Genomic DNA, 16,117 nt, shown 5'->3' on the forward strand with positions numbered 1-16,117 from the left:
CATGTTCTCACGAAATCCGCAGCTAGTGCGGATTTCTGTAATTTCATCTAAGAAGTCATACTATTTAAATGCCCTTTTAATCCTCTCATATTCCTCATCAGTAATGCTCATAACAGTTCCATGTTTAAAGCCGTAAGGGAATGAGAATTCCGCATCGCTTCGTACAAATCTTCCGGTAGAAATATCCTCTGCGACAAATGGAACATATCCCTGTTTATCCTTGTCGCTGCCATAGTAATCAAGCATTACGCACCATCTGCCATCGCTTAGTTTGAAGCAGGTAGGGGCTTCGAACTGACCAAGCTCTTCCTTCTCTATTTCCTCATCAAAAGCAGGCATTCTCTCGTATTCTCCGATCAGTGAAGTGCTTCTGTGCAGCATGATATGGTTTGGTTCAAAATCACTTTTTATAAATCTATAGTAGTAGCCATCTGCATACACAATGTTTGAATCGATGATTCCTGTATCCTTCTTGGAACAGAGAATCTTCGGCTCTGAAAAGGTTTTAAAATCTTTAGTTTTAGAATAGTAAATAGCTGTATAATCAGGGTCATTGACGTTATTAAAGCTGCTCCAATGAACCATGTAATCGCCATTTTCTTCATCGGCTATTATTTCTGGTGCCCACACGCAGCCAAAGCTGTCGTCTACAAGCTTTATCAGTTCCTGCTCTGACCAGTGAACAAGGTCCTTGGATTCCCACTTTGATAAATATGGGCTTCCGTTGTGGTTTACTTCTTTCCAGTCGGAGTGATATCTGGTTGCAAAATTATTGGCAAGGCTAAGATCAGTTGCAAGGATGATAAAGCCGCCTTCCTTTTTCCTGAAAATAACATGATCTCTAACGCCGCATTCGCCGAGGGTACTGGTTAAAATCGGCTTGCCACCATTTACTTCTTCCCAGTTAAAGCCATCCTTTGAAAGTCCAAAATAAACCTGCTCGCCGTCAGGAGTGGTCTTTTCTCTAAAATGTACAAATAAATAAGCTCCCATATTATTCAAAGATTCTCCTCTCCCCATTTCTTTAACTGAAGAAGAATAGGAACGATGCTCTCAGCCTTCTTAGTTAAAGTATATTCAACCCTTACAGGCATTTCCATGTATTGAATGCGCTCCACAAGGCCATCCTCTTCCATTTCCTTAAGAGATGTTGCGAGCATGGTGTTGGTGATGCCAAAGACTCTGCGCCTGAGCTCGCCGTATCTGATGGTGCCTTCCTTATCCATAACGCACAGGATCATTATCTTCCACTTTCCACCTATAATATCTATTACCTTTTTCAGACCGCAGCCCTTTCCTGCGATGTCCTCACAGAGGGGTTCATGATCCGGTTTCGAATTTTTCTTAGCTGCCATAATCCGCTTCCTTTCACATTACTCAGTTTTTTCTTACCAGGTATATATAATCTGCGTACTTGATATAATTTTTATACCACATATACTAACATTATCAGAACGATTTAACAATGCTTTTTAAGAAAGGTTAGGTAATAAAAATGGAATATCAGTTCACAAAAGACAATTTCAATGAAGAAGTTTTAAACAGCGACATCCCTGTACTCGTAGATTTCTACGCAGACTGGTGCGGCCCCTGCCGTATGATGCTCCCCGTTGTGGAAGAGATGGCAAAAAAATTCGACGGCAAGGTTAAGGTTGGCAAGGTCAACACAGACAGAGAGCCCAGCCTCGCTGCAGAATATGGCGTAATGAGCATCCCCAGCTTCGTATTTATCAAGAACGGTAAGGTTGTTGATACAGAAGTGGGCGGAATGCCTGAATCAGTTCTCTCTTCAAAGCTTGATTCTCTTATTTCAGCATAATAGTCGGGAGAAAAAGATGATCAGAAAAAACGCGGTAGTAGATAAAGATATTTGCGTAAGCTGCGGGGCATGTATGGAAGCATGCCCCGTAGGCGCCATAAAAACCATTAACGGATGCTATGCGGATGTGGATGCAGCTAAATGTGTAGGCTGCGGACTCTGCAGCAGGACCTGCCCCACAGGATGCATCACACTGATAGAAAGATTGGACATGAAAAAATGAAAAAGAAACACTGGTACGACTATTTGTGGATATGGCCCATCATTTATTTTTCACTGGGCTTTTTCAATATTTTGTTCGCATGGCTTGGAATGATCGATTTTATTGTTCCGATCATAGTAGCTTCAGTTGGCGGCGGCAAAGCCTTCTGTAACAGATACTGCGGCAGAGGTAAGCTTTTTGCCATAATCCCGAGAGCTCTTAAAATGAAAAACAGGAAGGTTGCTCCTGCCTGGATGTACAGCAAATATTTCAGATACGGGTTCCTTGCATTTTTCATGACAATGTTCGGTAACATGATCTATCAGACTTACCTTGTTTATGGCGGCGCATCTCTTAAGACAGTGGTGAAGCTGTTCTGGACCTTTAAGGTACCCTGGCAGTGGGCATATACCGTAACAGGTGTCCCTGCATGGATTACTCAGTTCAGCTATGGCTTCTACAGTCTCATGCTGACATCAACCCTCATCGGTCTTGTTGTAATGGCTCTTTATCGTCCGCGAACATGGTGCGCTTTTTGTCCCATGGGCACCATGACTCAGGGAATTTGCAAGATAAAAAATCATTAACCCGGCGCTCTGAAAATTGAATATATTTTCAACTTTTTTGTGCAGGCCACACCTCGAATGTGATAAACTATCAAAGGATAAATTAATGACATTCGGAGGAAAAAGCCGTGAGTTTTTATGTATTTGCAGACGGATGTGCAAATCTTCCAAAACAGCTTTTAGATGGTATAACTCTTTTACCATGCAGTTACCTTGTTAATGATGAATTAGTTACTTATACAGGAGACATTGAGGACTTTGATGGTCACGCCTACTATGAAGGTCTGAAAAACGGCGATAAGATCAAAACAAGCCTCCTTAATACTGCTCTGTTTCTAGATCACTTTACTCCCATCGCCAAGGATGGCGGTGAGATAATCTACATAGCCATGAGCTCAGGAATCAGCGGAACCTACAATGCCGCTATCGCAGCAGCCGATGAGCTGATGGAGGAATATCCTGACTGTTTCATCCATATCGTTGATTCTCACGGATGTGGTTTTGGTAATGGAATTCTGGCACTTAAAGCAGCAAAGCTAAGCAAAGACGGTGTGGACTGCAGAGAGGCCGCAAAAATACTCGATGAAGCTGTACCTCACGCCTGCCAGTATTTCACAGTTGATGACCTCAACTTCCTTAAAAACACAGGACGCGTAAGTGGCGTTACCGCACAGATCGGTACCATACTTAATATCAAACCTATTCTGTTTGGTGACAGCATAGGACATATCATCTCCTGCGATAAAGTACGAGGCCGCAAGAATGCCGTAAAGGCTATCCTCCGTAAATACTCTGAAAAGAGAATGGATACTGATGATCAGACTGTATGCATCTCCCACGGCGATTGCCTTGATGATGCCAATCAGCTGGCTGAAATGGTCAAGGAAGTTAACCCTGCTGCCAACATCACGATTTGTCAGCACGAGCCCTTCTCAGGAGCGCATGTAGGTCCGGGAATGCTGGGGCTGTTCTTCTGGGGCAAGGAGCGATAAAAGATTATATGAATTATAAAACCGTCGCCGGATTGTATTTTACAATTGGCGACGGTTTTCTTTTAGCTTCCTACTTTACAAATGTTGATCTTTGCGGTGTTCTGCCTGTAATCTGTCCTATAGGCCAGATTACTTCTTTTCCAGATTTATATCTTACAATAAGATTTGTAACAGGCATTCCTTCAGGAACGGTTACTATGTAGCTCATGGGATTGTTTTTGGAAAATTCCTGCACTGCACTGTTTCCATTGCTGCTACCAGTTTCACCCTGTTCTGCGTCTTCAAGGCCCACCTTTGCATAGTCAGAAAGTGGAACTACCGTAAGCTCATCCAAAGCACCTTCCACATAGGTGTCCGGCTCAGGTATCAGTTCCTTTATAAAATCAGGTGCATTAACTATCACAAATGCTCCATCATCTTCAGCAGCTTCCTGCCTAAACTCTCTCCACAAGCTGCTCTTGTCATAACTAAGAAGGAATCTGAAATAGTCAAACATGGGCTTATCCACAAGCTCGTACTCGAATTCTTCAGTAAACTCTTCTTCCTGCTCTCCGTTTATGATCCAGCAGTTAGCCTTTATAATATCTCCATCTCCAAACTCAAGACCGTAAACTTCTCCTTCCTGAACGCTTCCTACAAAGTTGCCCCAAACATCAAATATCTCGTTATATCTTGAATAGATTAAAGTTGAAAGGTCGTCGTCCTTCCAGGTGAGGTTTGCTCCTAAAATATCGAAAACAAACTCCCCTCTGTAAATGCTGTAGAATGCATAGCAGCTGTAGTGTGGATTCACATGGCACTCAACCATTATGAAATCGCCCACCTTCTGGCACCCGGTTATAGCCGTGGATGCGGGAACAATATCCTGAATCTTGAAGGATGCTGCGCCGTAGTAAAATGTCGTAGAATCAAAGCTGTACTCATGCTCTAAATTAGCCAGCTCGTACATTCCAAAATAGCTTCTGTCCACCTCTTCAATCCCCGATATTTTTCCCTGAGAATCAGTGGTTACATGATAAACGTAGAGAGGTCTGTTTTCGAATCTCTTCTCGTTAAAAAAGTACTCTGTGCCGGCATCGCCATCTATCTCATAGCTTCTTACACTGAGGTCGTCCACCTCGCCAAAATATGCACCCCTGAAGGCTCTGTCAGTGTATTCCTCAAAGGTATCAAATTCGTAGGGCTCCATCCTCTGAAGTTCAACCTTTTTACCATCCTGACCTCTCCCCCAGGCAAAGGCATAAAATTCCTCACCCTTCTCCGGTTCGAAGTCACCTGCTTTATCATTTTCTCTGTAAAAAAGCCAGTCCGAGGACCAGTTATCAAAATCAGCATAATCGCTGGTGTTAAATACACTTATGGAAATCCAGGTATCTCCGTTTCCAAGCTCTGTGAGATATAAATAATCTTTTCCCTCTGCGATACCTATATGGAAAAGACCGCTGGTATCAGCACTGTCATCAATACCCTGGTCTGATTCCGGAAGAAAATCTCCTATCTTATCTAAATGAATAGTGTATTTATCAGGGTTCTCTCCCTCTGCATCGCTCTTTTCAAAAGTAATGTGGCCATCGCAGCTTACACCATCGGAGAGTCTGGTAAAGTTAAGATCACCATTTTCTTTGAAAGTGATGGTTGCAAAATCTTTACCGGTATCATTATTCAGCATTGTCCACTCGCCTGCGACAAATGCGTTGATGTCATTAGATGTCTTAAGGCTTACAGTCTCTGCGCCTGATGAATTTGAAGCTTCATTGTCTGTGCCATCTGAATTTGCACTATCAGTTTCCATGCTCTCATCACCTGCATCATCAGTTGTTGCAGATTCTTCGTTCTCCGAAGAACTGTCGCTGGCTGAGTCCTGATCTGAGATAGCATCTCTGTCTTCTGTCACTACGTCTGACTGCGTCCCATCATTTTGCTCAGACTGCTGCCCACTGTTTTTTGCAGTATTGGTACAGCCATTTAACAGATAAATAGCAACAGCCAGTATTCCTATCCTTATCAGCACTGCCTTTTTCTTATTCATAATATTCCCCTCAAAAACTTCATTAAGTAAAAAGCGCCTCTAATTTACACAGAGCCCGGCACTAAACCTATCTCTGTGATTTAATGCCGGCACTCATCTTTTTTATTTTTTAATCGAATACAAATACTCAGTATTGTAAGTTATAACGTATAGCTGATCCTCCTGCGGAACAAAATAGTAAGGCGCAGACTTAACCTTGATCTGCTTCTGAGTCTTACCGTTTTTCTTGTTAAGGATATAAATGTAGTCAGGTTCATCAGTAAAGCCATAGCCGCAGATAATACTGTCACCTTCAAAAACAAAATTGTGGGATCCGCAAACCTGATCTTCACTTCTCCAAAGTGTTTCGCCGGTGGTGGTGTCTATTGCCACAATGTAGGATTTATGCGGATTCGCTGCAGCATAGGTTCTGTGTCCCAAAGCCACGTAAAGAATGCCATCCTTTACTTCCGCATAATCAATTCCGGGCTCAGTGAAGTCCGCGAACAAGCCTGTACCCTGATCCGGCGGAGTTATAAATTCATCAAAATAGAAAATACCGCACAAAGTCTGGTCCACATGATTGTATACAGTCAAGGAAAGCTCGCCGCCTTCAGCATTATTGATAGCACTGTAGTTGTAGGTATCATCTGTATAGGGCAAAGTATTTGGAAGTCTTATTCCCTTTTCCGCAGCCCATTTGTCTTCATCTATCCAGTCTGTGGTGTAGGATGAAAGTTCCTTCAGCTCAAAAGAAGGAGTTCCGGGATCAGTATCTATGCCCTCAGCGCACCATGCACTCCAACCGGGATTATGTACTGTTGCGTGATACCACCAGTCTTCACCGCCGCTTTCCTCAAACAGTATATCCTCTTCGCGCTTAAGAACTTTTTTCTCCGTAGGTGCTATAGTGGAAGCATCAATGATTTCCTTATCCTCTTCCTTAAGCTCTCTTGCAATCTCCGCAATAACAGGAATTTCTACGCCTTCGTAGTTATTATAGGTATCTGTAAAAAACTCAGGATAATCAGCAAACTTAAGCTTAACCGACTGGGTTCCTATAGCATAGCTGCCCATGGCATAATCTTCAAAATTCAGCACGATTCCATCATAATCAATGACCCAAGCCAGCATTCTCGCATTATTTTTATATCTATCAGGGATTCCGGAAATTAGATTCTCCTTATCAGTACCCAGCTCGCCAAAATAATCCTTAAGATCATCATTTTGTTTTATAAGCTCATCTACGATAACCTCAGGAAGTCCGTCGGTCTTTTTCACAACATCTTCAAACTGAATGCTCTCACCTGTTACGGGATCAAAATTGTAGCCTGTAAAGCCTGTGACGCCGTGAGCTCCTGCCATGTATGTGTAATCTGACATTAAAAATGAGACTACTTTGCTGTCGGATCTGACGGGATACATATCATGGTCACTTTCAAAGCCCACGCCCCATCCATTTTCGAAAACGTCATTTATATCAGCTATATTATCAGAGAAAAAGCTGCTTACGTCTGCCTTTAGGGCATCGCTTGTATTATCCAGTGCTTCCTGAAGCTTTGGATATTTGTCTTTTACATTTTTTTCAAGGGTAATTGTATAGTAATTGCCACTGGCTATACCGGTATAATCCCTGGAAAGCTCCATGGGAAAATTCTTGAAGGTATAGTCAATGCTTTCCAATTGTTCTGTGGATGAAGCAGAATCGCTCTCAGAATCAGAAGCAGATGCATCTTCAGCAGAAGCTTCACCGGCACTGGAATCTGATTCGTCTGATGCATCTGTGTTATCAGCGCTGTTCGATGCGCCTGCATCTTCATCACTCTTTTTTGTGGGTGCCCCGGTTCCATCGTCTGTGCTTTCAGCACTCTGCTGAGCCCGGTCATCAGTTCCTGCGCCTGACTGCTTAGACTCATTTTTTCCGCAGCCAAAAGTCAGCACAAGTGAACCTGCCATAGCTAATGCCAGAATTCTTTTAAGAAAAAGATTTCTCCCTTTGTACATTTTCCCTCCTCATAAGACACTGATATCGCAGTGTCGTCTGCAAACGTGAATTACCACGATGTGCCTTTTAATACATAACAGCTCACGGCTTCACTGATATCTCATAGATTCCGCCGTAGTCAGATTCCTGCCAGGTGCCCCCTCCCTCGCCCCAGGGATCAGCGTATTTTCCTGCCTTCTCATCATAGGTGGCATTTTTATAGGTGACACTTAAGGTGCCATCATCATTATTTACAACCTTTGAGTAGTTCACATTAACAAGGCCGTTTTCTCTCTTATAGATGTTATCAACCTGATAACCCTCTGCCTTTATCTCAGATGCCAGATCGGTTCCCACTATCTCAGCCAGCTCATCCTCAGAAATGCTGACAGCTCCGTACTCCTTGTAGTCCTTGCTGCTCTCATCATAGTGGAAGTAATAGGGCTTCCAGGTATGACCTGTCCACATGTATGATGATTCATCGCCCTCTGTAAAATCACAGAAATTGTCGTAGGCACTAAGTGTCATATTTATCTCAGTTGGATCTTCTCCCACATAGAAATCACCAATTCCTGAAATAGCGGACTCTACGGGCTTATTCCCATCAACATAATAGATATGGGAAACAAGAGCAGTTACATAGGCTTCATTAAAAAGTGCAAATCTTCTGCTTCCGCAGTCCATATATCTGAAAACACTTTCATTATCGTTGTAATAAAGTGTTCCCTTGAAAACCTCATCGCATTTGTCACTGCTTGCAAAGTAAACGGTCCCTTCACACCAGTTCATGTCATCGGGCTCAGAGCCTGCAAAAACAAAGCCCTCAAAGGTTCCATCCCCATCAAAATCATCGATGCAGTTGTATCTGATATCACCTGATGCTGCGCCGGTAGTAGATGCAACATTATCCAAGATGGCATACAAATCATCATCGGTTATGGTGCTTGATGCAAGCTTATCGCCAGAGGAACTTCCTGTTTCTTCGCTGGCTGCATCTGATGCCTCAGAAGTGTCATTAGTTTCTGTTGCGTTCTGATCTTCAGTGCCTGCTGTCTCAGCATTTTTCTCACTATCAGCGTCTGTTTCAGATGCCTCAGAAGTTGCGTTCTCTGATTCACTGCTCGCAGCTTCATCAGCATTTTCCTCACTGATATCCTGCAATTTCTCCTGAATAAGTCCGGTTGAATTTTCTTCTGAATTACCTTTAGCACCACACCCTGACATAGCCATCGCTGCTGCCGTCATAACAACCAGTGCACCTGCAAATATTCTTTTCCTCATAATACTTCCCCCTCGTATATATTTTTCGTTGCCTTTATTACGGGTCCAAATACTTTTTCCTACTTCATCCACGTAATCTAGATCATATTATGACTTTCTTACGGGGGTAAATATTGTTTTCCCTACTCACCCACGTAGTCCAGGCCATATTCCATGACTTTCTTACGGGGGTAAATATTGTTTTCCCTACTCACCCACGTAATCTAAGCCATATTCCATAACTTTCTTACGGGGGTAAATATTGTTTTCCCTACTCACCCACGTAATCCAGGCTATAATCTTTGCCTTCCTTACGGGAATAAAAAGTGGTTTTCCATTTTCCCCCCGTAATTCAGCCATGAGTATACCTACAATAATACAGTTAATTATAGCTCAGCTTTCCATGGCTCATTTGATACAACTTTTCCTATTTAACGCTTTCCAGTTTATCTACAAAAGTCTGCGCCATTTTGCTTAAGGTAGTTCCCTTCCTTGTAATATAACCAAAGGTCAGGGTCTCCTCTTCCTTAAGCTTTACAGCTTTTAAATCTGCGGAATTTAGACTGTCTCCAAGCATGGCAGCACCTACTGCGTAGCCGTCAAGTCCAAGCATAAGCTCAACGGATGTGGCTCTCTCGTTGGTACTGATAACCTTCTTGTAATCATAGGTTGCAAGGGCCTCTTCTCTGTAATAGAAGGAGGTATTGTCACCCTGATCAAAAACCATGCAGGGATAATCCTGAAGATCCTCCAAGGACAGCTCATCTCTGTCTGCAAGAGGATGATCTTTTCTTAAATAAACATAGGTATTTCTAGTGAATAACTCGTGGAATTCTAATGATGCGTCTGCAAAAACCTTTTTAAAAGTGCTCTTATTAAAGTCGCTGAGGGCGATTACCCCAACTTCACTTTTCAAGGTCTTGATATCTTCTATAACCTCGCCGGTCTGGGTCTCTCTGATGGAAAACTGATACTCCTCAAGGTCATACTCTCTGACGGTCTCGATAAATGCATTAACAGCGATCGTGTAATGCTGCATTGATACGGAAAATGTAGGCTTGTGTCCCTTGCCGCTAAGATACTTATTCTCGACCTTCTCAAACTGCTCAACCGCACTTCTTGCGTAGGCAATAAAAGAGGCTCCGGCTGCGGTAGTCACGACGCCGTTATGTACTCTTTCAAAAATCTGAATGCCCAGCTCACTCTCAAGATCTCTGACTGCACTGGAAAGTCCCGGCTGCGAAACATAGAGTCTGTCAGCAGCTTTTCGCATGGAGCATTCTTCATCTATTGCAATAACATATTTAAGCTGTAATATGGTCATGTTGAGGCTCCCCCAATGATAGTTCGTTTCAAACATGATACCACATTACAGCTTATTGTAGTAGGAAGGATTATTTAGATTTACTCAGTGGCATACTGAGCTTTGGCAAAAACATCTCTTTGGCAGTATGAGATGTCTGTATGTTATCTTGGTAAGTTTGCTTAGTTTGCAAAAAGCGGTGTAGACAGATATCTGTCTCCTGAGTCGGGAAGGAGAACTACTATGTTCTTTCCCTTAAACTCTTCTCTCTCTGAAAGGATTCTTGCTGCCTTAAGGGCTGCACCGGATGAGATGCCAACAAGAATACCTTCGGAGTGTGCGAATCTTCTGCCTTCTTCGAAAGCATCTTCGTTTTCAATAGCGATTACTTCGTCGTATACCTTGGTGTTAAGAACATCCGGTACGAAGCCTGCGCCGATACCCTGAATCTTATGAGCTCCTGAAGTACCCTGTGAAAGAACGGGGCTTGATGCGGGCTCAACTGCGATAACCTTAACATTAGGATTCTGCTCCTTAAGGTATTCGCCTACACCTGTGATTGTTCCGCCGGTACCAACGCCTGCGATGAACACATCAACCTTACCGTCTGTCTGCTCCCAAATCTCGGGGCCTGTTGTTGCTTTATGTACAGCAGGGTTTGCGGGATTCACAAACTGTCCAAGGATGATTGATCCTTCGATCTCCTTCTCAAGCTCCTCAGCCTTTGCAATTGCTCCCTTCATTCCCTTAGCGCCTTCTGTAAGTACCAGCTCTGCGCCGTATGCCTTAAGAAGATTTCTTCTCTCAACACTCATGGTATCAGGAAGTGTAAGGATTGCCTTGTAGCCCTTAGCTGCTGCTACTGCTGCAAGTCCGATTCCTGTGTTACCTGATGTGGGCTCTATAATTGTTGCGCCGGGCTTAAGCTTTCCACTCTTTTCTGCTTCTTCGATCATTGCAAGGGCGATTCTGTCCTTAACTGATCCTGCAGGATTTAAGTACTCAAGCTTTGCTAAGATTGTTGCATTTGTAACTCCTGCATTTTTACTATATCCATTTAATTTAAGAAGTGGTGTCTTACCAATAAGTTCAAGTGCGCTTTCTTTAATCTGTGCCATTTTCTTTCTCCTCCAATATCTTAAGTATTTGCCTTACGTGGCTTCGTTCTTTTTGTTGATATTATAGTAGCACAGTAAAAAGTTTAACAAAAACAAGTAAAACTGATTGCTGGTTATAAGTATTAGTTTTCGCGCGATAATCTGAGGTTATCACTTAACAGGGATAACTGCGCCATTATACTTATCCTCAATGAACTTCTGGGTATCCTCATCAAGAAGCGCTGCCACCAGTGCCTTGATTGCCGGGTTGTCCTTATTCTCAGTTCTTACAGCGATGATGTTAGCATATGGGCTGTCTGCACCTTCACTGAAAAGCCTTGCTGAATCAATGCCTGCTTCCAGAGCCTTGTTTGTGTTTGTGATAAAGAAGTCATAGTCATCCTTGGTAGGGATGATCTGAGCTGAATCAAGCTCTACAATTTCAAGCTGAACTGTGTACTCTTCAATATCTGAAACGGAAGCGCTAAGTGAATCCTGAACGCCGTCAGCAAGCTTGATGAATCCGTTCTGCTCTAAGATTCTAAGAGCACGATACTCATTTGTAGCATCGTTAGGAATAGCTACAACGTCGCCTTCCTCGATCTCATCCTTGGATGTGTACTTATCGGAATAAGCTGTGATAGGCTCAACATGGATATCGCCTGCATCCACAAGATCATATCCGTTTGCTTCAATCTCTGACTGAAGATAGGGATCATGCTGGAAATAGTTAAAATCTATCTCCCCTGCGTTTAGCTTCTCATTGGTTGTTGAATCTGCTGCCGTAGCAACAAGATCAATCTCGATTCCCTGCTCAGCAAGCTTGGGCTTAACATACTCGATGATTTCTGAGTGAGGTACCAGATCTACGATACCCTTAAGTACCACGGTTTCTCCCTCGGGAGCATCTGTTGTTGCTACAGCCTCATCTGATACTTCCTCAGTTGCATCAGCCTGATCTTCAGCTACAGTTGCTGCAGCCTCTGCCTTATCACCTGCGCTTTTTCCGCAGCCTGCAAGAACTGATAAAGCTGTTACTGTTGTGAGAATGATAGATAGTGTCCTTTTTTTCATGTGTTTTTCCTCCTTAAATGTGCTTAGCGTTTAGTATCTATTCTTATCGCTTAAAAAAGCGGAAGAACCTAAAGTAGATTTCTGGTTTTAAGTATTCTGTTTGATACGAGATTTCCAATCCCCTGTGTCAGCTGAACAAGGATTACAAGAATGTATACGCAGGTGAAGAGCCTGTCATGCTGGAATCTCTGGTATCCGAATCTTACGGCTATGTCGCCGATTCCCCCTGCCCCGAACATTCCGGCCAGGGCTGTCATGGAAATGACGGAAATGACCGCCACCGTGAAGCCTCTTATGAGACCGGGCAATGTTTCGGGGATGATCACCTTGGTGATTATCTGAAAATTCGTGCTTCCTATGGATTTGGCTGCCTCAATTTTTCCCTTTCCTATTTCCAAAAGCGAGCTCTCAACAATTCGTGCATACATAGGAATACAGCTGGCTGATATGGCGATGATACATGCGTTGGTGCCGTAGGATTTTCCAAAGATTAGTCTTGCTACAGGTATCATCAGTATTATCATTACCATCTGTGGTAGTGAACGAAGGACGTTAATGATCCATCCTGCGGTCACATAAGGCGCCGTCAGCGGAAGCAGTCCATCAGGGCTTGTAATAGTAAGAAAAATCCCAAGTAGTATTCCAAAGATCAAAACTATAAGCGACGATATGACCGTCATGTAAATTGTCTCTCCGACAGGTGTTACAAGCTCCTTCCAAATATCAGGATTGAAGGAAGCTTTGATAACATCCCATAAAGATGAATCAAGTAAACTCATATTCCGGCTCCCTCCGACAGGCTGATATTCTGGAACTCATTAAATACCTTGGCGAACAGTTCACCTGTCCTGCTCTTGGGATTATTGAAAATTCCTGCAACGGTTCCCTTCTCGATGATCTTTCCTTCCTCTAAAACGGCCATTCTGTTACAGCTGTATCTGATGGCGTCAAGCTCGTGGGTTATCATCAGGATCGTTATGCCTGCCTTTTTATTTATTTCCTTTAAAAGATCAAGGATCTGGATTGTAGTCTGTGGATCCAGGGCCGATGTGGCTTCATCTGAAAGAAGGAGCTCAGGCTTATTAACAAGTGCCCTTGCTATTCCAACTCTCTGCTTTTGTCCGCCGGATAAGCCTCCGGGATATGCATCCAGCTTGTCGGATAGTCCCACAAGCTCTGCGGTTTCAAGAACTCTTTCCTTAATTTTGTTTTTCGGAAAACCACTGACCTCCAAGGGATAGGCGATATTCCTATACACGGTTCTTGAATCGAAAAGATTGAAATTCTGGAAAACCATTCCGATTTTTCTTCTCTCCTCAAGGAGCTGTTTTTTATCAAGTGAAAGAATGTCCACTCCTCCAACCTTTATGGAACCGCCATTTGGTGTTTCAAGCCTGTTGATGCATCTTGCAAGGGTAGATTTGCCTGCGCCGCTAAAACCGATGATGCCATAAATCTCTCCCTGCTCGACCTCCAAATCTATGCCCTTTAGAACCTCTAAATCTTCTCCCCGAACGATATATGTTTTTTGTAAATTTTCTATTTCGACATAACTCATATCTGTTTTACATGACCGGATTTTCCGGGCATTTCCCCTTTAAGTCATAATTGGCTATTAGTCAAAGCCATGTCTCTTTTTCAATTAGTATATAAATCATTTAACCGTGACTGAAGGTCTCAGCCACCTCCTCTGTTCTACCTTTATAAAGCTCTGTGTGAAGGTCTTTTCCTGAACCGGGAATTCCAAGAGCATCTGCTCTGCAGTGCTGGCAGTGTCTGAAAACTTCAATGTATCTTCCTGCTCTCTGTCTTACCTCTTCAAGCTCGTGGCAGGTAGGTGCCGGTATATCAGCCATTCCGTTCTGCGGAATAAGAGGAATAATATTAAGAATTGAAGCACCAAGTTCAGATACCTTTTTGGCAACCTCTTCTATATGTGAGCTGTTGATACCGGGAACCATGACGCTGTTGATCTTAACAACTATTCCAAGCTCTACAGCTCTCTTTATTCCTTCAAGCTGATTCTTTATAAGAAGCTCTGCTCCCTCGATACCCTCATGCTTTACGCCGTTTTCATCGATAACAAACTCGTTGATCTGAGCCTCAATCTCAGGATCGATGGCATTGACGGTAACTGTAATGGTCTCGATTCCGATCTCTGCAATTCTGTCCACCTTTTTGTGAAGGCAGAAGCCATTGGTTGAAAGGCAGCTTATAAGCTCCGGATATTCCTTCTTAACTAAAGCAAAGGTTTCAAGGGCTGAATCAGTTGCCAGCGTATCACCGGGGCCTGCGATTCCAACAACAGAAAGCTCAGGGCATAATTCCTTTGCTCTCTTAATTGTTTCCACTGCCTCCTGGGGCTTTAATACCAGTGAGCTGACGCCGGGTCGTATAAGTGACTTATCAAAACGGCGAGTGCAGAATTTGCACTGAATGTTGCAGGAAGGACTGACGGGAAGATGGATTCTTCCTGCTGTCATGTTTGCCCCTCCGCTCATGCAGGGATGCTTTTTCTGAAGATGCTGGAAATTCTGATTTTTCCTTGGCTTTACTACCTCTGTGTATCTTGAATCAATGAGCTTAACCCTTCCGTGAAGGATATTATCAAGAATCATAACTACAGGTCTGTCCACATCTATTGCCTGAACCTGCTTTCTCTCAAGCACTGTTCTTGCACCGTTTCCGCTGCATTCAGCAAATACTGCATGGCAATCCTCAATTGTCTCTGTCACGGCATCCATTCGCTCGTCATGATGCTTGTGATCAAGACAGGCTCTCTCTACCTGTCTGATCTCAACTCTTTTGTAGTCGTCTGCTTCAGTATTAATTTCATATATGTCAAATCTCTCCGCAGCGCCGAAATGTCTGTCTACACTTACTCCGTCGCTGGTGGCGAATGCCGTTCTGATAATCATTTAAATCACCAACCTTCTGTACCTTTTTATATCGCGTAGCTATCCTTAAGATTCTCCATAAGACCAAACTCGATAAGGATTTCTTCAAGTCTTTCCTGAGTCATGGGCTTTGGAATTACGAACTGCTCGTTTGCTTCGATTGCTTCTGCAAGATGTCTGTACTCCCTTGCCTGAGGATGAGTAGGATTGTGGTCGATAACAGTCTTTCTGTTGATCTCCGCACGCTGAACCTCGTTATCTCTGGGTACAAAATAGATGAGCTGGCTTCCAAGTTCCCTAGCAAATGCATTAAGAAGATCATGCTCTCTGTCTACATTTCTGCTATTGCAAATGATTCCGCCAAGTCTTACGCCGCCCTTAAGAGCATACTTCTGAATACCCTTGCAGATATTGTTAGCCGCATAAAGAGCCATCATCTCACCTGAAGCTACGATATAGATTTCCTTTGCTTTTCCTTCTCTTATGGGCATTGCGAAGCCGCCGCATACAACGTCTCCAAGAACGTCATAGAAAACATAATCAAGATCCTCTGTGTATGCACCAAGATCCTCAAGCATTCCGATTGATGTGATGATTCCTCGGCCTGCACAGCCTACGCCGGGCTCAGGGCCGCCTGACTCAACGCATCTTATTCCGCCAAAGCCTGTTTTCATGATGAGGTCAAGATCATCCACCTCACCCTCCTCGCGAAGGGTATCAAGAACTGTCTTCTGCGCAAGACCGTTAAGAAGAAGTCTTGTTGAATCAGCCTTGGGATCACAGCCTACAACCATGACATTTTTACCAAGCTCTGCAAGGCCTGCTGTAAGGTTCTGGGTTGTTGTTGATTTTCCTATTCCACCTTTTCCGTAGATAGCTATTTGTCTCATTTCATACTCTCCTCTTTGACCCTCA

16 protein-coding genes are annotated in these 16,117 nt (G+C 43.4%); 4 read left to right on the forward strand and 12 right to left on the reverse strand.

The window, feature by feature from the left end; genetic code table 11:
- Window positions 1-60: 60 nt before the first annotated feature.
- Window positions 61-993, reverse strand: coding sequence for a glycoside hydrolase family 43 protein (locus G610_RS0115950; RefSeq protein ID WP_026525563.1), 933 nt, complete (start codon window positions 991-993; stop codon window positions 61-63).
- A gap of 5 nt (window positions 994-998) precedes the next feature.
- Window positions 999-1,355: a winged helix-turn-helix transcriptional regulator gene (locus G610_RS0115955; protein ID WP_026525564.1), complete on the reverse strand. Its 357-nt coding sequence runs from the start codon at window positions 1,353-1,355 to the stop codon at window positions 999-1,001.
- A gap of 140 nt (window positions 1,356-1,495) precedes the next feature.
- Between G610_RS0115955 and trxA the strand changes: the two genes are divergently transcribed.
- From trxA to G610_RS21335, 4 genes are all read left to right on the forward strand, one after another.
- Window positions 1,496-1,819, forward strand: coding sequence for a thioredoxin (trxA, locus tag G610_RS0115960; RefSeq protein ID WP_026525565.1), 324 nt, complete (start codon window positions 1,496-1,498; stop codon window positions 1,817-1,819).
- Window positions 1,820-1,835: 16 nt separating this feature from the next.
- Window positions 1,836-2,042, forward strand: coding sequence for an ATP-binding protein (locus G610_RS0115965; protein WP_026525566.1), 207 nt, complete (start codon window positions 1,836-1,838; stop codon window positions 2,040-2,042).
- Entirely contained in the window at window positions 2,039-2,608 is a 570-nt protein-coding gene (locus G610_RS0115970; RefSeq protein WP_026525567.1) for a 4Fe-4S binding protein, read from the forward strand. Before G610_RS0115965 ends, G610_RS0115970 begins: the two co-directional genes overlap by 4 nt.
- Window positions 2,609-2,715: 107 nt before the next feature.
- Window positions 2,716-3,579: a DegV family protein gene (locus G610_RS21335; RefSeq protein WP_051198063.1), complete on the forward strand. Its 864-nt coding sequence runs from the start codon at window positions 2,716-2,718 to the stop codon at window positions 3,577-3,579.
- A gap of 70 nt (window positions 3,580-3,649) precedes the next feature.
- Here the strand turns inward: G610_RS21335 and G610_RS0115980 are convergent, their stop codons facing one another.
- The 10 genes from G610_RS0115980 to nifH all read right to left on the reverse strand — a co-directional run bounded on the left by G610_RS0115980 (window position 3,650) and on the right by nifH (window position 16,092).
- On the reverse strand, window positions 3,650-5,608 hold the full coding sequence (locus tag G610_RS0115980) for a hypothetical protein (protein WP_026525568.1): 1,959 nt from the start codon (window positions 5,606-5,608) through the stop codon (window positions 3,650-3,652).
- Window positions 5,609-5,710: 102 nt separating this feature from the next.
- Entirely contained in the window at window positions 5,711-7,591 is a 1,881-nt protein-coding gene (locus G610_RS0115985; protein WP_026525569.1) for a hypothetical protein, read from the reverse strand.
- 82 nt (window positions 7,592-7,673) lie between these two features.
- The gene (locus G610_RS0115990) at window positions 7,674-8,852 is read right to left on the reverse strand and encodes a hypothetical protein (RefSeq protein ID WP_026525570.1); all 1,179 of its coding nucleotides are present in this window, start codon (window positions 8,850-8,852) and stop codon (window positions 7,674-7,676) included.
- A 406-nt stretch (window positions 8,853-9,258) separates the two neighbouring features.
- Window positions 9,259-10,155 (reverse strand): LysR family transcriptional regulator, encoded by an 897-nt coding sequence (locus tag G610_RS0116000; RefSeq protein WP_026525571.1) that lies wholly within the window; start codon window positions 10,153-10,155, stop codon window positions 9,259-9,261.
- A 161-nt stretch (window positions 10,156-10,316) separates the two neighbouring features.
- The gene (cysK, locus tag G610_RS0116005) at window positions 10,317-11,252 is read right to left on the reverse strand and encodes a cysteine synthase A (protein WP_026525572.1); all 936 of its coding nucleotides are present in this window, start codon (window positions 11,250-11,252) and stop codon (window positions 10,317-10,319) included.
- A 150-nt stretch (window positions 11,253-11,402) separates the two neighbouring features.
- Complete coding sequence (locus G610_RS0116010) at window positions 11,403-12,305, reverse strand: MetQ/NlpA family ABC transporter substrate-binding protein (protein WP_026525573.1); 903 nt, start codon at window positions 12,303-12,305, stop codon at window positions 11,403-11,405.
- Between the two features lie 68 nt (window positions 12,306-12,373).
- Window positions 12,374-13,084 (reverse strand): methionine ABC transporter permease, encoded by a 711-nt coding sequence (locus G610_RS0116015; RefSeq protein WP_026525574.1) that lies wholly within the window; start codon window positions 13,082-13,084, stop codon window positions 12,374-12,376.
- Complete coding sequence (locus G610_RS0116020; protein WP_026525575.1) at window positions 13,081-13,863, reverse strand: methionine ABC transporter ATP-binding protein; 783 nt, start codon at window positions 13,861-13,863, stop codon at window positions 13,081-13,083. The genes G610_RS0116015 and G610_RS0116020 overlap by 4 nt, the downstream gene beginning before the upstream one ends.
- 100 nt (window positions 13,864-13,963) lie before the next feature.
- Window positions 13,964-15,223, reverse strand: a complete 1,260-nt coding sequence (locus G610_RS0116025) for a radical SAM protein (RefSeq protein WP_081667549.1) — start codon at window positions 15,221-15,223, stop codon at window positions 13,964-13,966.
- A 26-nt stretch (window positions 15,224-15,249) separates the two neighbouring features.
- On the reverse strand, window positions 15,250-16,092 hold the full coding sequence (gene nifH, locus G610_RS0116030) for a nitrogenase iron protein (protein ID WP_026525577.1): 843 nt from the start codon (window positions 16,090-16,092) through the stop codon (window positions 15,250-15,252).
- Window positions 16,093-16,117: the final 25 nt, after the last annotated feature.

The organism is Butyrivibrio sp. MB2005, from assembly GCF_000424285.1.
Lineage (GTDB): Bacteria > Bacillota > Clostridia > Lachnospirales > Lachnospiraceae > Butyrivibrio.

Bases quoted from the DNA above. Each gene is read 5' to 3' on its own strand.
- G610_RS0115950 (WP_026525563.1), bottom strand. From the start codon at position 993: ATGGGAGCTTATTTATTTGTACATTTTAGAGAAAAGACCACTCCTGAC.
- G610_RS0115955 (WP_026525564.1), bottom strand. From the start codon at position 1,355: ATGGCAGCTAAGAAAAATTCGAAACCGGATCATGAACCCCTCTGTGAG.
- trxA (WP_026525565.1), top strand. From the start codon at position 1,496: ATGGAATATCAGTTCACAAAAGACAATTTCAATGAAGAAGTTTTAAAC.
- G610_RS0115965 (WP_026525566.1), top strand. From the start codon at position 1,836: ATGATCAGAAAAAACGCGGTAGTAGATAAAGATATTTGCGTAAGCTGC.
- G610_RS0115970 (WP_026525567.1), top strand. From the start codon at position 2,039: ATGAAAAAGAAACACTGGTACGACTATTTGTGGATATGGCCCATCATT.
- G610_RS0115980 (WP_026525568.1), bottom strand. From the start codon at position 5,608: ATGAATAAGAAAAAGGCAGTGCTGATAAGGATAGGAATACTGGCTGTT.
- G610_RS0115985 (WP_026525569.1), bottom strand. From the start codon at position 7,591: ATGTACAAAGGGAGAAATCTTTTTCTTAAAAGAATTCTGGCATTAGCT.
- G610_RS0115990 (WP_026525570.1), bottom strand. From the start codon at position 8,852: ATGAGGAAAAGAATATTTGCAGGTGCACTGGTTGTTATGACGGCAGCA.
- G610_RS0116000 (WP_026525571.1), bottom strand. From the start codon at position 10,155: ATGACCATATTACAGCTTAAATATGTTATTGCAATAGATGAAGAATGC.
- cysK (WP_026525572.1), bottom strand. From the start codon at position 11,252: ATGGCACAGATTAAAGAAAGCGCACTTGAACTTATTGGTAAGACACCA.
- G610_RS0116010 (WP_026525573.1), bottom strand. From the start codon at position 12,305: ATGAAAAAAAGGACACTATCTATCATTCTCACAACAGTAACAGCTTTA.
- G610_RS0116015 (WP_026525574.1), bottom strand. From the start codon at position 13,084: ATGAGTTTACTTGATTCATCTTTATGGGATGTTATCAAAGCTTCCTTC.
- G610_RS0116020 (WP_026525575.1), bottom strand. From the start codon at position 13,863: ATGAGTTATGTCGAAATAGAAAATTTACAAAAAACATATATCGTTCGG.
- G610_RS0116025 (WP_081667549.1), bottom strand. From the start codon at position 15,223: ATGATTATCAGAACGGCATTCGCCACCAGCGACGGAGTAAGTGTAGAC.
- nifH (WP_026525577.1), bottom strand. From the start codon at position 16,092: ATGAGACAAATAGCTATCTACGGAAAAGGTGGAATAGGAAAATCAACA.